Here is a 19,731-nt window from a genome sequence, read left to right on the forward strand (position 1 = left end):
GATGTCCGATTCCCGCTAGGAAGTGCCCGCGGAAGCTGGCAGGATGAAGTCATGGACTTTTGGCAACGCTACCGTGCCATCGATGCGCGGGATCCCCGGTTCGACGGCCAGTTCTTCACCGCTGTCCGCTCGACGGGCATCTACTGCCGGCCGTCGTGCCCGGCACGGACGCCCAAGGCCGAAAACGTGACGTTCTACGAAACCTCGGCCGCGGCCCACGAAGCCGGGTACCGGGCGTGCAAGCGCTGCCTCCCCGAGGCGGTCCCTGGCACGCCGGCGTGGAACCTGCGCTCGGACGTCGCGGGCAGGGCGATGCGGCTCATCAACGACGGCGCCATCTCCCGGATCGGCGTCGAAGGACTCGCTACCAGGCTGGGCTACTCCTCCCGCCAGCTCAACAGGATCCTCAGCCATGAACTCGGCGCCGGGCCGCTGTCCCTGGCGCGGGCCAGCCGGGCGCAGACCGCCAGGACGCTCCTGGTCTCCACCTCGATGAAACTCTCGGACGTGGCGTTCGCCGCCGGGTTCAACAGTGTCCGCCAGTTCAACGACACCATCAACGAAGTCTTCGCCCTGACTCCCACCGCGCTCCGGGCCACCGCGAAGCCCCTAGGCCATCACGGTAAACCGGGCGAGGCGACGTCCTTGACCCTGAATCTCCCCTACAGGGAGCCGTTCGATACGGGGATTTTCGATTTCCTTGCGGCCCGCGCGGTTCCCGGGGTCGAGCTGGCGGGTCCCGCAAGTTACACGCGGACCCTCCGCTTGCCCCGCGGCAACGCCGTGTTCACGGTGGAGTACGACGCCGGGGCGCGCGGCGGCGCGTTGACCCTCGCCGTCAGCACCTTGGATCTCCACGACCTTCCCGTCCTATTGAGCCGGGTGCGGCGGTTGTTCGATCTCGACGCCGATCCCGTGTCCGTGGACGAAGCGTTGGCCTCCGACGCCAGGCTCGGTCCCTCAGTTCGCGCTACGCCCGGTATCAGGGTTCCGGGTGCCGTGGATCCCCAGGAACTGCTGATCCGGGCGATGATCGGCCAACAAATCACCGTAGCCGCCGCCCGGACCGCTTTGAGCCAACTTTCCGACGCTGGAACCCGCCTGCCGGAAGGGCACGCAGGCCACGCGCTGGGCCTGGACCGCCTTTTTCCCACGGCCGCGGAGATCGCCGCCTCGGGGCGGGAACTGCTGCGGGGTCCGCAGCGGCGCATAGATTCCGTACTGGCCGCGGGAGCGGCCATGGCCAGCGGGGACCTCGACTTCGACTATGGCGACGACCCCCAAACGCTCGCCGACAAACTGTTGCCGCTGCCCGGCGTCGGACCATGGACCGTGGGCTACGTGGCGATGAGGGTCATCGGCGACCCGGACGTCTTCCTGGCGAACGATGCAGCGGTCCGGAACGGCCTCAAGAACCTGGCGGCGGCGGAAGACCTGCCTGCCGACTTCCGCAACGTGAGCCCGTGGCGTTCCTACGCCACCATGCACTTGTGGCGGGCGGCGGCAGGCAAACGCGGAGGCGCTAGTGCGCCGCGGGAACGCTCGACGGCCACGGGAGAAGCTCAGGCAAGTCAACACCGTCCGCGTCGGCAGAGGCCCGCAGGCTCCCCAGGGTAGGTGTGCGCCCGGCGAGCCAGGCGGCGATATCCGTGATCATGCCGTTGATGGCGACGGACTGCCGCCCCGAGCCGATGACCAGTTGCGGCAGGCCCAGGGGCTGGAGCACGAACTTCTGGTCTGCCGGCACGCGGGCGGAGAGGAAATCAAAGAGGTGCTCGCAGAACTGCCGGCTCCAGGCTTCCGGGCCGCGGCCGATTCCCAGGTCCGTGACGTGGATGACGAGTTCGCGCCAGAGCGCCAGGCCGCCGTCGAGCACGGTTCCGTTCCGGAAGCTGATCCGGGTGTTCCAGCCGGACTCCACGAGTCCGTCGAAGGCCCTCAGGGCCCGGGCAAGGGCGGTTTCGGTGGCGTCGCGGTGTTCGGCGAGGCTGTGGCTCGCCGCCAGCTCAATGGCCTTCGTACGGCCCTCGTAGCCGCCGTCGTAGATGTCTATGATCTCGCCGCGGGCGGCGTATTCCAGCTGCCTGGCCATCGCGTTGGAGATGCCGGCAATGTGAGCCAACACGTGGCCGCGGGTCCACCCGGGCAGCTCGGAGGGAGCTGCGACATCGGCGTCGTCGAGTTTGGCGAGGACGTCGGTGACAGTGCCGGCTGCTTTGTGGAGCTCGGCAAGAAGCGCTGAGGTAGTGATCTCGGTCATAGCGCCATAGTATCCGACAGAGTTAACGGCTGTTAACGAGGATTAACTGACACCGGCGGGCATTTCGCGGCAGCGTTTGCGAAAAACACCGCCGCGAAATGCCCACCGGCATTGGCCTTCTTTGCTTACTCCGCGTACTTCCTTACCGCTGCGAGTTCAGCTTCGAGGGCAAGCAGTTGGCGTTCGACGGCGGCCGGGGCCGTTCCGCCCTGCGAGTTGCGGCTGTTGAGCGAACCTTCGGTGCTCAGCACAGTGCGGACCTCGGGAGTCAAGTGCGCCGAAATGCCCGCGTACTCCTCGTCCGTCAGGTCCCACAGTTCCACGCCGCGCCCTTCGGCCAGCTTGACCGCGGCGCCGGAGAGCTCGTGAGCCTCCCGGAACGGCACGCCCTGACGGACAAGCCACTCGGCGATGTCCGTGGCAAGCGCGAAGCCCTGCGGTGCAAGGGACGCCATGCGCCCGGTGTTGAAGGTGAGCGTGGCAATCATGCCGGAGACGGCAGGAAGCAGCACTTCCAGGGTGTCCGCGGCGTCGAAAACCGGTTCCTTGTCTTCCTGCAGATCGCGGTTGTACGCGAGCGGCAGGCCCTTGAGCGTCGCCAACAGCCCGGTCAGGTTGCCGATGAGGCGCCCTGCCTTGCCACGGGCGAGCTCGGCGACATCCGGGTTCTTCTTCTGCGGCATGATCGAGGACCCCGTGGAGTACGAATCATGGAGCGTCACGAAGGAGAACTCCTTGGTGGCCCACAGGATGACTTCCTCGGAAACCCGCGACAGGTCCACGCCGATCATCGAGCAGATCCATGCGAACTCGGCGAAGACGTCGCGCGAGGCAGTGCCGTCGATGGAGTTGTGCACCGCCGAAAAGAATCCGAGGTCCGCAGCGACGGCTTCGGGATCCAGGCCGAGCGAGGAACCCGCCAAGGCTCCGGAACCATACGGCGAGACACCGGCGCGCTTGTCCCAGTCCTGGAACCGCTGCACATCGCGCAGCAGCGCCCAGGCATGGGCCAGCAGGTGGTGGCTCAGCAGGACAGGCTGGGCATGCTGCAGGTGCGTCCGGCCAGGCATGGCCACGCCCTGGTGGGCCTTGGCCTGCTCCACGAGGGCATCGATCGTGGCGAGCACGCCGCGCGCGATGATGCGGGCATGGTCGCGCAGGAACATGCGGCCCAACGTGGCCACTTGGTCGTTGCGCGAACGGCCTGCCCGGAGCTTGCCGCCCAGGTGGGTTCCCGCGCGCTCGATGAGCCCGCGTTCGAGGGAACCATGGACGTCCTCGTCGCTTTCGGCCGGCTGGTAGGCGCCGCTCGCGACGTCGTCATCCAGCAGGGTGAGCGCCGCGAGCATGCCTTCGAGTTCGCCGTCGTCGAGCAGCCCGGCCTTGTGCAGCACGCGGGCATGCGCCTTGGAGCCGGCGATGTCGTAGCGGGCCAGCCGCCAGTCAAAGTGCGTGGACTTGCTCAACGCGGCAAGCGCGTCCGCCGGGCCGCCGGCGAACCGGCCGCCCCACAGCGCGCCAGTATTTGTCGCTTCGGATTTTGGCTCAGCCACAGGGGCTACTTTTCCGAAACCCGCAGGTCGCGGCCCGCGGCAACCTTGGAGGACATTCCCCACAGCTCGATGAAGCCCTTGGCCTGCGACTGGTCGAAGGTGTCGCCGGTGTCGTAGGTGGCGAGGTCGAAGTCGTAGAGCGAGGTGTCGGAGCGGCGGCCGTTGACGATGGCCTGGCCGCCGTGCAGGACCATGCGGATGTCGCCGGAGACGTACTTCTGGGTGTCCTCGATGAAGGCGTCCAAGGAGCGCTTGAGCGGGGAGAACCACTGGCCGTCGTAGACCAGCTCGGACCAGCGCTGGCCGACGGTGGCCTTGAAGCGGGCCTGCTCGCGCTCGATGGTGACGTCCTCGAGGTGCTTGTGGGCGGTGATGAGGGCCATGGCGCCGGGAGCTTCGTAGATTTCGCGGGACTTGATGCCCACCAGGCGGTCCTCGACGACGTCGATGCGGCCAACGCCCTGGGCGCCGGCGCGGCGGTTCAGTTCCTGGATGACCTGGAGCGGAGTGCGCTTGACGCCGTCGATGGCCACCGGGACGCCGGCTTCGAAGGTGATGGTGACTTCGTCCGGTGCCGGCGGGAATTCCGGGGTGGCCGTGTAGTCGTAGATGTCCTTGGTGGGAGCGTTCCAGATGTCCTCGAGGTAGCCGGTTTCGACGGCGCGTCCCCAGACGTTCTGGTCGATCGAGTACGGGTTCTTCTTGGTGGTCTCGATCGGCAGTCCCTTTTCCTCGGCGAAGGCGATGGCCTTGTCGCGGGTCAGGGCGAGGTCGCGGACAGGTGCGATGCACTTCAAGTCCGGGCCCAGGGTCTGGATGCCGACCTCGAAGCGGACCTGGTCGTTGCCCTTGCCCGTGCAGCCGTGCGCAACGGTGGTGGCACCGAATTCGCGCGCGGCCTTGACGAGGTGCTTGACGATCACGGGGCGCGAGATCGCCGAAACCAGCGGGTAGTGGCCCTGGTAGAGGGCGTTGGCCTTCAGCGTGGGCATGGCGTATTCGTTGGCGAATTCGTCGCGGGCGTCGGCCACGTAGGCCTCGACGGCGCCGCAGCCGAGGGCGCGCTGGCGGATGGTCTCCAGCGACTCGCCGCCCTGTCCGACGTCGACGGCCACGGCGATGACCTCGGCACCGGTGGCTTCACCGATCCAGCCGATGGCTACGGAAGTATCAAGGCCACCGGAGTAGGCCAGAACAATGCGCTCAGTCACGAGAGTGCTCCTTTGTTGTTGCTTGGTTCTTTTGAGTCAAATGCTTGAGTCGGGCCGAAGGCCCGGATGGAACAGGCCGGAAGGGTTCAGTTGCCGGCCCGATTAGTTCCCCGGTCCGGCTTCCTGGGCCAGCTGGAGGAAGCGGGCTGCCAGCTCGGCGCCGCCGTCGGGATCCCTGGCAACCAAAAGCAAGGTGTCGTCGCCTGCGATCGTACCCAATACGGACGGCATCACCGAGTGGTCGATGGCCAGGGCGAGGAAGTTGGCGGCACCCGGCGGTGTCCGCAACACCACGATATTGCCCGAGGCCTCGGCGGTGACCAGCAACTCGCCGCAGAGGCGCGACAAGCGGGCGTCCAGGATTTCCTGGGTGACGCCGCTCTTCGCATTGCGGTCCCCACCCTCGCCGGGCACCGCGTAGACCAGGGCTCCGTCCTTGCCGCGCACGCGCACCGCCCCCAGTTCCACCAGGTCCCTCGAGAGGGTCGCCTGGGTGACCTGCACGCCGTCGTCCGCCAGCAAGGCAGCGAGTTCTGCCTGCGAGCGCACCGACTGGCCCGTCAGGATCGCGGTGATCCGCGCCTGCCGGGCGGTCTTCGTGGCGGGGCTGACGCCTTGCGACGCAGGATGGGTGGACACTAGAACGTGCTCTCGCCGGTGCCTTCAACGGGTGAAAGCCCGTCGACGAATGCGAGTCCTGAGCGGTGCATGAGCCAGGCCATGAGCGCCTTCTGGGCGTGCAAGCGGTTCTCGGCTTCGTCCCAGACGATCGACTGGGGTCCGTCGATGACCCCGGCGGAGATTTCATAGCCCCGGTAGGCGGGCAGGCAGTGGAGCACGACGGCGTCCGTTGCGGCGTGTGCCATGGCGGCCTCGTCCACGGAGTACTCGCGGAAGAGCTCCATTCGCGCTTCCTTTTCGGCTTCCTGGCCCATGGACACCCAGGTGTCGGTAGCGACCACGTCTGCGCCGTCGAGGGCTTCCTTGGCGTCAGTGGTGATGAGCACGGAACCGCCGGTCTCGGCGGCGCGCTCCTCCGCCGCCGCCACGATGTCCGCGGCGGGCAGGTAGCCGTCCGGGCCCGAGATCCTGACATGCATGCCCGCGGTGACGCCTGCCAAAAGGTAGGAGTTGGCCATGTTGTTCGCGGCGTCACCCAAATAGGCCATGGTGAGGCCCTTGAGCTCGCCCTTGTGCTCCTTGACCGCCAGGAGGTCTGCCAGCAACTGGCAGGGGTGGTAGTCATCGCACAGGGCGTTGATGACGGGAACTTTGGAGTTTTCGGCCATGGCTACGAGGCCGGAGTGCGCCGAGGTGCGCCAGACGATGGTGGAGACCATGCGTTCGAGGACCTTGGCGGTGTCTTCCACGGATTCCTTGTGGCCGATCTGCGCCTCGCCCGGATTGATGATGAGCGCGTTGCCGCCCATGTCGGCGACGCCGGTGGCGAAGGAGACGCGGGTACGGGTGGAGGTCTTGTCGAAGATGACGGCGACGGTCTTGCGGCCGTTCCCGGCAGCTGCGAACGGTTGGATGCTGTACGGGGCGGCCTTCATCCGGACGGCGAGCTCGAGCACCTCGGCTTGCTCGGCCGGAGTGAGGTCCGTGTCCTTGAGGAAATGACGGGTGGTGTTCACTGTGCGTCCTTAGCGGTCAGGGTTGCAGCGTTCAGGGCTGCTGCCGTCTGGATGATTCCTGGCAGCGCGTCGAGGAAGCGGTCGGCTTGCTCGGTGGTCAGGATGAGCGGCGGAGCCAGCCGGATGGTGCGGGGGCCGGGGCTGTTGATGATGAAGCCCGCGTCGAGCGCGGCAGTCACCATGGCGGGCGCAATATCGGAGTCCAGGTCGAAACCGATCAGAAGGCCTTCGCCCCGCACTTCGGTAACGGCGTCGACGCCGGACAGTCCGGCCCGCAGGCGCGCGCCGATGCTGAGCACATTTTCCAGTACGCCCTGGCTTTCGATCGCATGCAGGGTGGCGAGGGCGGCGGCTGTGGCCACCGGGTTCCCGCCGAAGGTGGTGCCGTGCTGGCCCGCGGTCAGGAGCGAGGACGTCGGCTCCCCGAAGGTGATGAGCGCACCGACCGGGAAGCCGCCGCCCAGGCCCTTGGCGAGGGTCACGGCGTCGGGCACGATTCCGGCGTCTTCGCTGGCCAGCCATTTGCCGGTTCGGCCGACGCCGGTCTGGACTTCGTCCAGGATGAGCAGCGCCCCTGCCTTGCTCGTCATCTCGCGGGCCGCCTGCAGGTATTCGACGCTGAGCGGGCGGACTCCGGCTTCGCCCTGGATGGGCTCCAGGAACACCGCGGCCGTCGTTTCGTCGACGGCGGCACGGAGCGCCTCGATGTCGCCGAACGGGATATGGACGACGCCGCCGGGCAGCGGCTCGAACGGCGCCCGGTACGCTTCCTTGGCCGTCAAGGCAAGCGCACCCATGGTGCGGCCGTGGAAAGCACCCTCCAGGGCGATGATCTTGGTGCGCGTGTCAGAGCTGTTGCGCCGCGCCAGCTTGAACGCGGCCTCGTTGGCCTCGGTACCGGAGTTGGCGAAGAACACCTTGGAGCCTGCAGGAGCTTTGGTGATGGCCAGGAGCTTCTCGGCGAGCGCGATCTGCGTGGGGCTCGTGAAGAAATTGGAGACGTGGCCCAGCGTGGCCAGCTGGCTGGAGATGACGGAGGTGACAAACGGGTGGGCATGGCCCAGCGCGTTCACGGCAATCCCGCCGAGGAGGTCCAGGTATTCCTTGCCGTCGGCGTCCCACACGAGGGCACCCGCACCCCGGACCAGGACCCGCTGCGGAGTGCCGAAGACACCCATGAGCGAAGAAGAATAGCGGGCAAGCCAGTCGGCTCCACTACTTACCCCGGTCATGACGGAAGCTTTGGTGCTCGATCCGGCGATAGGGGCCTCGGCGGAATGGCTTATTTCTGTGTGACTCATGCGTTCACTTCCTCGTCGGGGACAACCTGGGTTCCGATGCCCGCGGTCGTAAAGGTTTCCAGGAGCATGGAGTGCGGCAGGCGGCCATCCACGATGTGCGCGCGCTCCACTCCTTCATCGATGGCCTTCAGGCAGGCCGTCATTTTCGGGATCATGCCGGACTCCAGGCTCGGCAGCATCTCCCGCAACTCGGTGGCCGTCAGCGAGGAGATGAGCGAGGACTTGTCCGGCCAGTTGGCATAGAGGCCCTCGACGTCGGTCAGGATGACGAGCTTGGATGCGCCCAGTGCCGAGGCGACCGCCGCTGCCGCTGTGTCCGCGTTGACGTTGAGGACCTGCCCCGTGGTGGAGCCGGTGCCGTCGCCTTCGTCGATGATCTCGGGGGCGACCGTCGAAATCACCGGGATGCGGCCGGCGTCGAGGATGTCCTCGATGCCCCTGGGATCAACACCCACCACTTCGCCCACCAAACCGAGGTCCACTTCCTCGCCGTCCACCACGGTGCCGGTGCGCACGGCACGCAAGAGTCCGCCGTCTTCACCGGACATGCCCACGGCATAGGGTCCGTGGGAGTTGATGAGGCCCACGAGCTCGCGGCCAACTTGTCCCGTGAGCACCATGCGGACCACGTCCATGGCCTCGGGAGTGGTGACCCGCAGGCCGCCCTTGAATTCGGATTCGATGCCCAGCCGGCCGAGCATCGAGTTGATCTGCGGGCCACCCCCGTGCACGACGACGGGGTGGATACCCACGTGGTGCAGGAAGACGATGTCCTCGGCGAAGGCGCGGCGGAGTTCCTCGTTGACCATGGCGTTGCCGCCGTACTTGATCACCATGGTGGTACCGGCGAACCGCTGGATCCAGGGCAGCGCCTCGATCAGGGTCGCGGCCTTGTCCTGGGCGTCGCTCATGGAGGTATTTTCGCGGGTGTGCGCAGTCATGGTCATCCCGTCTAGCTCGAGTAGGCGCTGTTCTCGTGCACGTACTCGTGCGTGAGGTCGTTGGTCCAGATGGTGGCCTCGGCGTCGCCGGCCTGCAGGTCGATTTCCACGAGCACCTCGCGGGGTTCGAGGTCAACAAGGTTGCGGTCGTCGCCGATGCTGCCGTTGCGGCAGATCTGGATGCCGTTCATGGCGACGTTGAGCTGGTCCGGTTCGAAGGCGGCGTCGGTGGTGCCCACCGAGGACAGGACGCGGCCCCAGTTGGGGTCCTTGCCGAAGATGGCGGTCTTGAAGAGGTTGGAGCGGGCCACGGAACGGCTGACGATTTCGGCGTCGCGCTCGCTCGCCGCGTTGAATGTGCGGATGGCGATGTCGTGGCTGGCACCTTCGGCGTCGCCGATCAGCTTGCGGGCAAGCTCGGCGCACACGTGGGTGATTCCGGCGCCCAGCTGCTCGGCAGACGGGATGGCCTCGGAAGCCCCGGAGGCCAGCAGGACGACGGTGTCGTTGGTGGACATGCAGCCGTCCGAGTCCGTGCGGTCGAAGGTGACGCGCGTCGCGTCGCGGAGCACGACGTCGAGCTCTTCCGCCGGGACCTGGGCATCGGTGGTGAGCACGACGAGCATGGTTGCCAGGCCCGGCGCCAGCATGCCGGCGCCCTTCGCGATGCCTCCGACCGTGAAGGTGTTGCCTTCGGCATCGGTGCCGGTGAAGACTGCTTCCTTCGGCACGCTGTCCGTCGTCATGATCGCCGTCGCGGCGGCGGGACCGCCGTCCCCGGAAAGTTCCGCGAACGCCGCGTCGATGCCCGGGATGATCTTGTCCATGGGCAGTTGCTCACCGATGAGTCCAGTGGAGCAGACCACGACGTCGGAGGCGGAGATTCCGAGGACGGCTGCCACTTTCTCTGCGGTTGCGTGCGTATTTTGGAAACCCTGGGGACCGGTGCAGGCGTTGGCGCCACCGGAATTCAGCACCACTGCGTCGACGCGTCCGTCGGAGAGAACCTGGCGGGACCAGTGCACCGGCGCCGCGGCGACGCGGTTGGACGTGAAAACGGCTGCTGCGGCTTTCAGGGGTCCGTCGTTGACGACGAGGGCGAGGTCGGGGTTGCCCGAGGCCTTGATGCCTGCTTTGATGCCGGCGGCCCGGAATCCCTGGGGGGCGGTGATGGTCACGGGGCGACTCCTTGGACGTTGAGGCCGGCGGATTCATCCAGGCCGAGGGCAATATTCATGGACTGCACGGCGCCGCCTGCGGTCCCTTTGGTCAGGTTGTCGATGACGCAGGTGACAACCACACGGCCGGAATGCTCGTCGAAGGCCAACTGCATGACGGTGTGGTTGGAACCCTGCACCGATTTGGTGGTGGGCCACTGACCTTCGGGCAACAGGTGGACGAACGGTTCGTCGTCGTACGCTTCAGCCCAGGCACTGCGGAGTTCCGCAGCGGTGACACCGGGCTTGACCTTGGCTGTTGCCGTGCTCAGGATGCCGCGGCTCATGGGTGCGAGGGTGGGAGTGAAGGATACGGTGACCGGTTCACCCGCGGCGTTGGAAAGTCCCTGTTCGATCTCGGGCGTGTGCCGGTGGCCGCCGCCCACGCCATAGGGACTCATGGAACCCATGACCTCGGAACCGATGAGGTTGACCTTGGCCGCCTTGCCTGCGCCCGAAGTACCGGAAGCGGAGACAATCACGACGTCGTCCGGCTGGAGGAGCCTGTTGGCGAAGCCGGGCGTGAGGGCGAGGAGGGCCGACGTCGGGTAGCAGCCGGGAACGGCAATCCGCTTCGCTCCCTTCAAGGCGTCGCGCTGGCCGGGAAGTTCCGGCAGCCCGTACGGCCACGTCCCGGCATGGGCCGAGCCATAGAACTTTTCCCAGGCAGCGGGGTCTTCGAGCCGGTGGTCCGCGCCGGCGTCGATCACCAGCGTGCCTTCCGGCAATTGCGCAGCGATCTCAGCCGAGGCTCCGTGCGGGAGCGCCAGGAACACGACGTCGTGACCGGCGAGGTTTTCCACGCTGGTGTCTTCGAGAATCCGGCTGGCCAAACCATGGAGATGCGGCTGCAACTCCCCTAGTCTGGAACCGGCGTTGCTGTGCGCAGTGATGGCACCGATGGTGACGTCCGGGTGGCCTGCCAGAAGGCGCAGCACCTCTCCCCCGGCATAGCCGCTGGCACCGGAGACGGCAACAGAAATAGTCATGGCACGACTATACAGCAAAAATATTCATGGTTGCCGATATTTATGCACGCCTTTTTCCGGAGCTTTTCCGGCCACTCCCGGGAGCAGCTCGTCTCGGCACAACCGATTTGGGAGCGTATGCTGAATAGAGGGTGATCTAGACCGTGCAGCCGATCGTCGGTTGCAACGTTGCCCGTTATGTATTACGGGGCAACTGCATATGTCACAGACCTCCACCACGGAACGTCCTCATAAGGGCGTCCGGCCACCCAACGCCGTCGTGCTTAGCTATTCCGAACTGCTCAAGACGGTCCGCGCGGAAGGGCTTTTGAAGCGCCGCGTCGGTTTTTACATCAGCGTTTTCGCTTCCCTGGTCCTCTTGCTGACCGGCACCTGGTTCGGCTTCGCGCTGATTGGCCCAAGCTGGTACCAGCTCCTCATCGCCGCGGCCCTAGGCATCCTTTGTACCCAGTTGAGCTTCCTCGCCCACGAGGCCGGCCACCGCCAGATTTTCGCGTCCCGCAGGGCCAATGACTGGTCCGCCCGCATCCTGGCCACTTCGGTTGCCGGTATCAGCTACGCCTGGTGGGAACAGAAGCACGGCGCGCACCACAACAGCCCGAACGTGATCTCGAAGGACCCGGACATCAAAACCGGAGCCTTGGCATTCCATGTTGAAGCCGCTGCGGGCAGGCAGGGACGCTTCGCGTTCCTCACCCGCAGGCAAGGCTGGTTCTTCTTCCCGCTCCTCTTGCTGCTGGGCATCAGCCTGCAGTGGGAGTCCTTGGTATACATCTTCCGGCCCGGAGCCATCAAGCACCGCTGGGTGGAGACCCCCATCCTCCTCGCACGGCTTCTCGCGCTGCCGGTCCTCGCCTTCACCTTCCTTCCGCTTGGCATGGCATTTGCCTTCCTGGGCGTCCAGATCATGGTGTTCGGCTTCTACATGGGTGCTTCCTTCGCCCCGAACCACAAGGGCATGCCGGTCCTCCCGGCAGACTCGCGGGTCGATTTCCTGCGCCGCCAGATTCTGACCGCCCGGAACATCTCCGGCGGCCCGTTCATGAACATCCTCCTGGGCGGCCTCAACCACCAGGCGGAGCACCACTTGTTCCCGGACATGGCCCGCCCCCACTTGCGCCGCGCTTCGGAGATCGTTCGGAGCTATTGCGAAAAGCATTCCATTCCGTATACGGAAACCACGTTGATGCAGTCGTACGGCATTGTCGTGCGGTACCTCAACGAGGTAGGACTCGCCGCCGGCCGCGGCTTTGACTGCCCTGTTGCATCCGCGCACGGCAGGGGCTGACACGCCCTGAAGGCCGCGGGCCACATTACGGCGAACCACGGCCCTCAGCCGCTGACTGGACACTCGACGGACTCCGCTCCCTAGGATGGTTGTGTGAATGCGGGCACGAGAGTGCCTCGACGGAGAAGGAGACCCATGACGCAAGCGATCATTGCCCGGCAAGCGGGAGGACCCGAAGTCCTCGAACTCACCGAAGCAGAGGTTCCGGCCCCTGGCCCGCGACAGCTCCTCGTCAAAGTTGCGGCCGCCGGAGTGAACTTCATTGACACGTATCAGCGCAGCGGAACCTACAAGGTCGAGTACCCCTTCACCCCCGGCTCCGAGTCTGCAGGCACCGTGGAGGCCATCGGCTCCGACGTCGAGGACTTCGCCGTCGGAGACAGGGTCGCCACCGCTGAAGGATCCCGCAGCTACGCGGGGTACACCCTCATAGACGCCGACAAAGCGCTTCCCGTGCCGCACGGCGTCGACGACCACACAGCGGCAGCCCTGCCTCTGCAGGGAATGACCGCGCACTACCTGATCAACTCTTCCTTCCGCGTGGAACCGGGCCAGACCGTCCTGACGCATGCCGGCGCCGGCGGCGTGGGACTCATCCTGACGCAGTTGCTCAAGGCCCGGGGCGCACGCGTCATCACCACGGTCTCCTCGGACGAGAAGGAAGCCCTTGCCCGGGAAGCCGGCGCGGACGAAGTCCTGCGCTACGCCGGATTTGCCGACAAAGTACGCGAACTCACCGATGGCGCGGGCGTCAACGTGGTGTACGACGGCGTCGGCAAGGATACTTTTGACGGTTCCCTCGCGAGCTTGCGCGTCCGCGGTTCGCTTGTCCTTTTCGGGGCGGCATCCGGGCCGGTGCCTCCGTTTGACCCCCAGCGGCTCAACGCCGGCGGATCGTTGTCCCTGACGCGCCCCACGCTCGGCCACTTCCTCCAGAACCCGCAGGAGCGGCGCTGGCGTTCGGCTGAAGTCTTCGGCGCTGCCGCCAGCGGCGCACTCAAAGTCCGGATTGGCGGAACATACCCGCTCGGCGAAGCCGCCCAGGCCCATCGCGACCTGGAGGGCCGCAAGACCACGGGCAAGCTACTGTTGCTCCCATAATCGAATAAACGGCACGTTGGCTTTCCACTCAATGTCAGGGCTTTTCACTTAGCATTGGGCTAGGCCATGGCAACGGCCACGCGACCGCTGACACTTTTTGTTCACTTCAATCCGAGAAGCTTCGACCGTGACCCAGGAACATGAAATCCCGGCGGACAGCCTGGAACTCCAAGCGGTGCATCTGCCCCAGTTGCAAGGTTCAGCAGCCGCGCCGCCCGCGCGCACGCTTGTGGAGATCCTCCACGACACGGCCCTGACATTTCCGGAGGCCTCTGCCCTCGACGACGGGCGGAAGTCGCTGAGTTATTCAGAGCTCATGGCACAGGTGCGCGGTTTTGCTGCAACGCTCAACGCAGCCGGCCTGGGCCCCGGGGACAAGATCGGCGTGCGGGTTCCCTCCGGATCCAACGATCTCTACATTGCCATCCTGGCGATCCTCTCGATTGCGGCCGCCTATGTGCCCGTGGACGCGGACGATCCCGAGGAACGGGCACGGCTGGTTTTCGGAGAGGCCAATGTGTCTGCCGTCGTCAGCAAGGGCCGCAGGATCGATGTGTCCGGGGACCGCCCCACACCGCACCCGGCTCCGCGTGCACCAGGGCTGGACGACGATTCCTGGGTCATCTTCACCTCGGGGTCCACCGGGACGCCCAAGGGTGTGGCAGTGCGGCACCGTTCATCCGCCGCCTTCGTCGACGCCGAAGCGCGGCTCTTCCTTCAACAGGATCCGATCGGACCGCAGGACCGGGTCCTCGCCGGCCTTTCCGTGGCCTTCGACGCTTCCTGCGAAGAAATGTGGCTGGCGTGGCGGCATGGCGCCTGCCTTGTCCCGGCCCCGCGCGCCTTGGTGCGTTCCGGCATGGACCTTGGCCCGTGGCTCATCAACCACGGCATCACGGTGGTTTCCACCGTTCCCACCCTTGCGGCCCTGTGGCCCGCGGAAGCCCTCGAGAACGTGCGCCTGCTCATTTTCGGTGGCGAAGCCTGCCCTCCGGAACTCGCCGAGCGTCTCGCCGTTGACGGCCGCGAAGTGTGGAATACCTATGGCCCCACCGAAGCAACCGTCGTGGCCTGCGCGGCTCCCTTGGGCGGGGATGGCCCCGTCCGGATCGGACTGCCGCTGGACGGCTGGGACCTCGCCGTCGTCGATCCCGCCGGCGCTCCGGTCGCGGAAGGCGAGACGGGCGAACTGATCATCGGCGGCGTCGGACTGGCCCGCTACCTCGACCCGGCCAAGGACGCCGAAAAGTACGCCCCCATGCCGTCCCTGGGGTGGGAACGCGCATACCGCTCCGGCGACCTCGTCCGCTACGAGGAAGCCGGCCTCATTTTCCAGGGCCGCGCGGATGAACAGGTCAAGCTTGGCGGCAGGCGCATCGAACTCGGTGAAATAGACGCCGCCCTGCAGTCCCTCCCGGGAGTCGCGGGTGCCGCGGCTGCGGTCCGCACGACGGCGGCAGGGAACCAGATACTGGTCGGTTACCTCGCTCCGGCCGGACCCGAGGACATCGACCTCGCAGCGTCCCGCGAGTTGCTGACGGAAAGCCTGCCCGCCGCCCTGATTCCCCTGCTGACGGTGGTGGATTCGCTCCCGACGAAGACCAGCGGCAAAGTGGACCGGCATTCCCTTCCCTGGCCGTTGGCCGGCGCCGGCGCCGCGGATGCCGACAAGGCACCACTCAACCTCCCCGAGGACGCCCAATGGGTGGTTGAACAGTGGGAAAGCGTCCTCGGCTCCAGCGTCACCTCGCTCGACGCCGACTTCTTCGCCTACGGTGGCGGCTCCCTCGCCGCAGCCCAACTCGTCTCGGCGCTGCGCGTGCGATACCCCACCATCACGGTGGCCGAAATCTATGCAACTCCTCGCGTAGGCGCCTTGATCGACGCCGCGCGGCAGTCGCTGCCGGAAGGCGGCATCCAGGGGCCGGCGGCCGAACGCACGGTCCGCCCCACCTCCCGGAAATCGCAGGTCTTCCAGACCCTGATGGGGATCTTCCTCAACATCCTGGTGGGCATGCGATGGCTCACCTACCTCATGGCCGCCAACCGTTTGCTGGCCGACTTCGCCGGTTTCACCGCCGCTCCCGTGGTGTCCTGGTGGTGGATCCTGGCATCTTGGTTGGTGTTCGTCAGCCCGCCGGGACGCATGGGCATCTCGATCCTGGCCGCGCGAACCCTCTTGCGCGGAGTCAGCCCCGGAACCTACCCCCGCTCGGGCAAAGTCCACTTGAAGCTGTGGCTGGCCGAACAGATCCAGGACCTTTCGGGCGCCATCAGCCTCGCCAGCGCTCCATGGGTTCCCTACTACGCCCGGGCACTGGGGGCGAAGATCGGGAACAACGTCCATTTGCACTCGCTGCCTCCGGTCACCGGACTGCTCTCCTTGGGCAGCGGCTCCAACATCGAACCCGAAGTGGACCTCTCCGCCTGGTGGATCGACGGCGACTACGTCCACATCGGCGCCATCCACGTGGGTGCCGGCGCCACAGTCGGCTCCCGCAGCACCCTCATGCCGGGAACCAGCATCGGCGCGGGTGCGCGTGTGGAGCCCGGTTCCGCGGTGTTGGGCAAGGTCAAGGCCGGGCATCTTGTTGCCGGATCCCCCGCCGAACGCCGCGGCAAAGCCAAGAACGGATGGCCGGAGACCCCGTCGTCACACCATCTGGTCGGCCGGCTCTGGTTCGCGGCGTTCGCTGCCGCCTCGGCGCTGCTTGCCCTGATCCCCTACATCTCGGCATTCGTCGCCGCGATCGTCCTCCTGGCCTTCATCCAGGGCAGGAATTCCCTGCAGGATGCCTTCCCGGAACTCCTGCCTGCCATCCCCTTGGCGGCAGTGGCCTGGTTCCTGTGCAATCTCCTCTTGATCCTGGCAACGACGCGGATGCTCGGCGTCGGCCTCAAGGAGGGGTACTACCGGGTCCGCAGCCGCGTCGGCTGGCAGGTCTGGGCCACTGAACGTGTGCTGGACATGGCAAGGGACCTGCTCTTCCCGATCTACGCCAGCCTCTTCACCCCGGTGTGGCTGCGGCTGCTGGGCGCCAAAGTAGGCCGCAACGTGGAGGCTTCCACGGTGCTGCTGCTTCCACGCATGACGACCATCGGCGAAGGCGCGTTCCTCGCCGACGACACCATGGTGGCATCCTATGAGCTCGGTGGCGGCTGGATGAAGATCGCCCCGGCCAAGATCGGCAAACGTTCCTTCCTGGGCAATTCCGGCATGACCGCCGCAGGCCGCAGCGTTCCCAAGAACTCACTCGTCGCGGTCCTGTCCGCCACGCCGGCCAAGGCCAAATCGGGCACCTCCTGGCTGGGGAGTCCGCCCGTCAGGCTGCGCAGGACCGCCGTCAATGCGGATCTGAGCCTCACCTTCAACCCGCCGTTGGCCCTCAAGACCAAACGGGCCCTCTGGGAACTGTGCCGCTTGGTGCCGGTCATCCTGACGGTGGGGATCGCCGTCGGTATCATGCTGGTCCTCGACTGGATCGCCACCGAGACCTCCTACTGGCTCGCGGCCGTCCTCGGAGGCGTCGTGATCCTCGCCGCGGGTGCCGTGGCGGCGGCAAGTTCGGTGGCCGCGAAGTGGATCTTGGTCGGGCGCATCAAAGAGGGCGAACATCCCTTGTGGAGCTCGTTCATTTGGCGCAACGAAGTGGTGGACACCTTCATCGAAATGGTCAGTGCGCCGTGGTTTGCGCGATCGGCATCCGGCACGCCGGCGTTGGTGTGGTGGCTCCGCGCGCTCGGCGCGAAAATCGGCCGGGGTACCTGGTGCGAAAGCTACTGGCTTCCCGAAGCCGACCTCGTCACGCTCGGCGAAAGCTCCACGGTCAACCGCGGCTGCGTGGTCCAGACACACCTCTTCCACGACCGCATCATGAGCATCGACACCGTGGTCCTCGGTGACGGCGCCACGATGGGTCCGCACGGCGTCATCCTGCCGCGCGCCAGCATCGGGGCCGGCGGAACGGTGGGACCGGCCTCGCTCGTCATGCGCGGCGAAACGGTTCCCGCGGGGACGTACTGGATCGGCAACCCCGTCAGCCCCTGGTCCGGGCCGTAGCGTAGATTGGCAAGAGGGCGTGAATACCAGCCCATGACGACCGCAACACCACAAGCTACACGGAGGCAGCCAGCGCACATGAGCCGCAGCGAACCCGGAACAACGCAAGCGCAGGGAACCACCACAACTGCCGCCGATCCCTACACCCTGCACCACGGCAGCACGGCATTCCAGGTGCTGAGGTACGAGCTGGACCTGGACTACAGCCTGGGCAGCAACAGGCTCAACGGCCGCGCCATGCTCCGTTGTGTAACGCTCGAAGACACGGACTCCGTGGTCCTGGACCTGGTGGGCCTGAAGGCTTCCAAAATCCTGGTCGACGGCAAGAAGGTGCCGAAGTTCAGCCCGCGCGGCGAGCACCTCGTGATCACCGCGAAAGACCGCTTGCGGGCAGGCCAGCACTTCACGGTTGAACTCCGCTACGACGGCAACCCAAAGCCGCGCCGCGGCTTGTGGGGCGAGGTCGGTTGGGAAGAGCTCGACGACGGCGTCCTGGTTGCCGGGCAGCCGAACGGCGCCGCATCCTGGTTCCCGTGCAACGACCATCCGCGGCACAAGTCCAGCTACCTGATCAGCATCACCACGGACGACAACTACCGCGCCATCTGCAACGGCCGCCTCGTGTCCCACAGCAGGAAATCAAGCCGCGAAACCTGGGTCTACGAACAGGCGGAGCCGATGGCGAGCTATCTTGCCACGGTGCAAATCGGACGCTACCGGGTTCACCAGCTCAGCCCCGCCCCCGGCGCGGTCCGCGCCGGGACTGCCCATCACGCCGAAGCCGTGCGGCAAGCTCCGGTGCCCCAGTTCGTTGCCGTCTCCCCCGGTTTGTTGACCGAGGCCCGCGAGGGCTTGGCACGGCAGGCCGACATGATGCGCACCTTTGTGGAGTGTTTCGGTCCGTATCCCTTTGCCGAATACACGGCCGTGGTAACCGAGGACGAACTGGAAATCCCGCTTGAGGCCCAGACGCTCTCGATCTTCGGCCGGAACCACATGGAGCAATCGTGGGACGCGCAGCGCCTCATCGCCCACGAGCTGTCCCACCAGTGGTTCGGCAACTCGCTCACGGTGAACAGTTGGCGGGACATCTGGTTGCATGAGGGCTTCGCCTGCTACGCGGAGTGGATCTGGTCCGAAGAGGCCGGAGTCATGTCCCTCGCCAACCGCGCACGGGCCGCATGGCGCAAGCTCGACATGGGCGCCCAGGACCTCGTGATCGGCGATCCGGGACCGGAGCATATGTTCGATGACCGCGTCTACAAGCGCGGGGCCCTTGCCCTCCACGCCGTCCGCCGTGCGTGCGGAGACGAAGCGTTCTTCGGATTGCTGCGGCATTGGACCGAGGCCAAGCGCCACAGCTCGGTATCCACGGAGGAATTCATCGCTACGGCCAACACGTACGTCCCGGGGCTCGACGCGGCCAGCGTCCTGGAACCGTGGCTGTACCAGGCAAGGCTGCCCGCTTTCGGCTGATCCTGGGAATTCAGGGGGCCGACACCGCGAGGGCGGCAAGCAGTCCGGCCGGAAGATCCCGGCCGTCAACGCTTGCCGGAAGCTTGAGGTCCCACAGCCCCGGCTTTTCAAGCACCTCGAGGGAATCCGGGGCCACCCTGAGCCCTTCGCCCGTCATCTTCAACCAGGCTTCCTTGCGCGCCCACAATCGTGCCCGCTCCTGGGCCCGCCCCGCGGGTTCCAGCGCGTCGAGATGGCGCCGCTCCCGCACGGTCAGGGCGACGTCGTCGAAACCGGCGAACTCCGTGCCCGCGGCATTTTCCAGGTCGACGCCCACCCGGAGCCCGGGTTCAGGGTGCACGACGGCGGCAAACAGCACCCAGCCCGACGACCGTGAGGCGCTGAGCGCCAGGGGTGCGGGGCCGCCGTCGAGCAGGTATCCGGGCCGGCCATGCGCGATGTCCGGACCAGAACCGCAGTCCGGACATTCATAGGCCGCCCGGAGCTTCGACGCCGGAACACCCAGAAGGGTGGCAGCAAAGTCTTGCTGCGCCAGCCTGGATGCCAGGAACTCGAGTCGAAGGGCCCGGGCCATGGTGCCTGCCCGAAGCGTCTCGGCCGGAGACAGCAATTCCGCCGCGATCTTTTCGATGGCGGCGGAATCGGCAAGGTCCAGGGACTGGATGTGAACAGCCAGCCCCTGGATCCCCGGGTTGAT

The 19,731-nt window shown here is 66.4% G+C and carries 15 protein-coding genes; 5 read left to right on the forward strand and 10 right to left on the reverse strand.

Annotation, left to right across the window (positions count from 1 at the left end):
• Positions 1 to 51: 51 nt before the first annotated feature.
• Positions 52 to 1,617 (forward strand): AlkA N-terminal domain-containing protein, encoded by a 1,566-nt coding sequence (locus ACSBOX_RS13420; protein WP_442542889.1) that lies wholly within the window; start codon positions 52 to 54, stop codon positions 1,615 to 1,617.
• On the opposite strand, the gene ACSBOX_RS13425 is transcribed toward ACSBOX_RS13420, so the two are convergent.
• From ACSBOX_RS13425 to argC, 9 genes are all read right to left on the reverse strand, one after another.
• Positions 1,523 to 2,260, reverse strand: coding sequence for a maleylpyruvate isomerase family mycothiol-dependent enzyme (locus ACSBOX_RS13425; RefSeq protein ID WP_442542890.1), 738 nt, complete (start codon positions 2,258 to 2,260; stop codon positions 1,523 to 1,525). The genes ACSBOX_RS13420 and ACSBOX_RS13425 overlap by 95 nt on opposite strands.
• 125 nt (positions 2,261 to 2,385) lie before the next feature.
• Entirely contained in the window at positions 2,386 to 3,813 is a 1,428-nt protein-coding gene (argH, locus tag ACSBOX_RS13430) for an argininosuccinate lyase (protein WP_442542891.1), read from the reverse strand.
• Between the two features lie 5 nt (positions 3,814 to 3,818).
• Positions 3,819 to 5,024: an argininosuccinate synthase gene (locus ACSBOX_RS13435; protein ID WP_442542892.1), complete on the reverse strand. Its 1,206-nt coding sequence runs from the start codon at positions 5,022 to 5,024 to the stop codon at positions 3,819 to 3,821.
• A gap of 102 nt (positions 5,025 to 5,126) precedes the next feature.
• Positions 5,127 to 5,663 carry an arginine repressor gene (locus ACSBOX_RS13440; RefSeq protein ID WP_442542893.1) on the reverse strand — a complete coding sequence of 179 codons (537 nt, stop codon included), beginning with the start codon at positions 5,661 to 5,663 and terminating at the stop codon, positions 5,127 to 5,129.
• Positions 5,663 to 6,661, reverse strand: a complete 999-nt coding sequence (gene argF, locus ACSBOX_RS13445) for an ornithine carbamoyltransferase (protein WP_442542894.1) — start codon at positions 6,659 to 6,661, stop codon at positions 5,663 to 5,665. Before argF ends, ACSBOX_RS13440 begins: the two co-directional genes overlap by 1 nt.
• Positions 6,658 to 7,962, reverse strand: a complete 1,305-nt coding sequence (locus tag ACSBOX_RS13450) for an acetylornithine transaminase (protein WP_442542895.1) — start codon at positions 7,960 to 7,962, stop codon at positions 6,658 to 6,660. Before ACSBOX_RS13450 ends, argF begins: the two co-directional genes overlap by 4 nt.
• Complete coding sequence (gene argB / locus ACSBOX_RS13455) at positions 7,959 to 8,903, reverse strand: acetylglutamate kinase (RefSeq protein ID WP_442542896.1); 945 nt, start codon at positions 8,901 to 8,903, stop codon at positions 7,959 to 7,961. Before argB ends, ACSBOX_RS13450 begins: the two co-directional genes overlap by 4 nt.
• Positions 8,904 to 8,914: 11 nt before the next feature.
• Positions 8,915 to 10,081, reverse strand: a complete 1,167-nt coding sequence (argJ, locus tag ACSBOX_RS13460; RefSeq protein ID WP_442542897.1) for a bifunctional glutamate N-acetyltransferase/amino-acid acetyltransferase ArgJ — start codon at positions 10,079 to 10,081, stop codon at positions 8,915 to 8,917.
• Positions 10,078 to 11,109, reverse strand: a complete 1,032-nt coding sequence (gene argC, locus ACSBOX_RS13465; protein WP_442542898.1) for an N-acetyl-gamma-glutamyl-phosphate reductase — start codon at positions 11,107 to 11,109, stop codon at positions 10,078 to 10,080. The genes argJ and argC overlap by 4 nt, the downstream gene beginning before the upstream one ends.
• A 199-nt stretch (positions 11,110 to 11,308) precedes the next feature.
• Between argC and ACSBOX_RS13470 the strand changes: the two genes are divergently transcribed.
• The 4 genes from ACSBOX_RS13470 (at position 11,309) to ACSBOX_RS13485 (ending at position 19,034) form a co-directional block, all read left to right on the forward strand.
• Positions 11,309 to 12,397 carry a fatty acid desaturase family protein gene (locus ACSBOX_RS13470; protein WP_442542899.1) on the forward strand — a complete coding sequence of 363 codons (1,089 nt, stop codon included), beginning with the start codon at positions 11,309 to 11,311 and terminating at the stop codon, positions 12,395 to 12,397.
• Between the two features lie 135 nt (positions 12,398 to 12,532).
• Positions 12,533 to 13,498 carry a quinone oxidoreductase family protein gene (locus ACSBOX_RS13475; RefSeq protein ID WP_442542900.1) on the forward strand — a complete coding sequence of 322 codons (966 nt, stop codon included), beginning with the start codon at positions 12,533 to 12,535 and terminating at the stop codon, positions 13,496 to 13,498.
• 127 nt (positions 13,499 to 13,625) lie between these two features.
• Entirely contained in the window at positions 13,626 to 17,558 is a 3,933-nt protein-coding gene (locus tag ACSBOX_RS13480; RefSeq protein ID WP_442542901.1) for a Pls/PosA family non-ribosomal peptide synthetase, read from the forward strand.
• 78 nt (positions 17,559 to 17,636) lie between these two features.
• Positions 17,637 to 19,034, forward strand: a complete 1,398-nt coding sequence (locus ACSBOX_RS13485) for a M1 family metallopeptidase (protein ID WP_442542902.1) — start codon at positions 17,637 to 17,639, stop codon at positions 19,032 to 19,034.
• A gap of 10 nt (positions 19,035 to 19,044) precedes the next feature.
• On the opposite strand, the gene ACSBOX_RS13490 is transcribed toward ACSBOX_RS13485, so the two are convergent.
• The gene (locus ACSBOX_RS13490) at positions 19,045 to 19,644 is read right to left on the reverse strand and encodes a 4'-phosphopantetheinyl transferase family protein (RefSeq protein ID WP_442542903.1); all 600 of its coding nucleotides are present in this window, start codon (positions 19,642 to 19,644) and stop codon (positions 19,045 to 19,047) included.
• Between the last annotated feature and the right edge of the window lie 87 nt (positions 19,645 to 19,731).

The organism is Arthrobacter sp. KN11-1C, from assembly GCF_052180225.1.
Classification (GTDB): Bacteria; Actinomycetota; Actinomycetes; order Actinomycetales; family Micrococcaceae; genus Arthrobacter.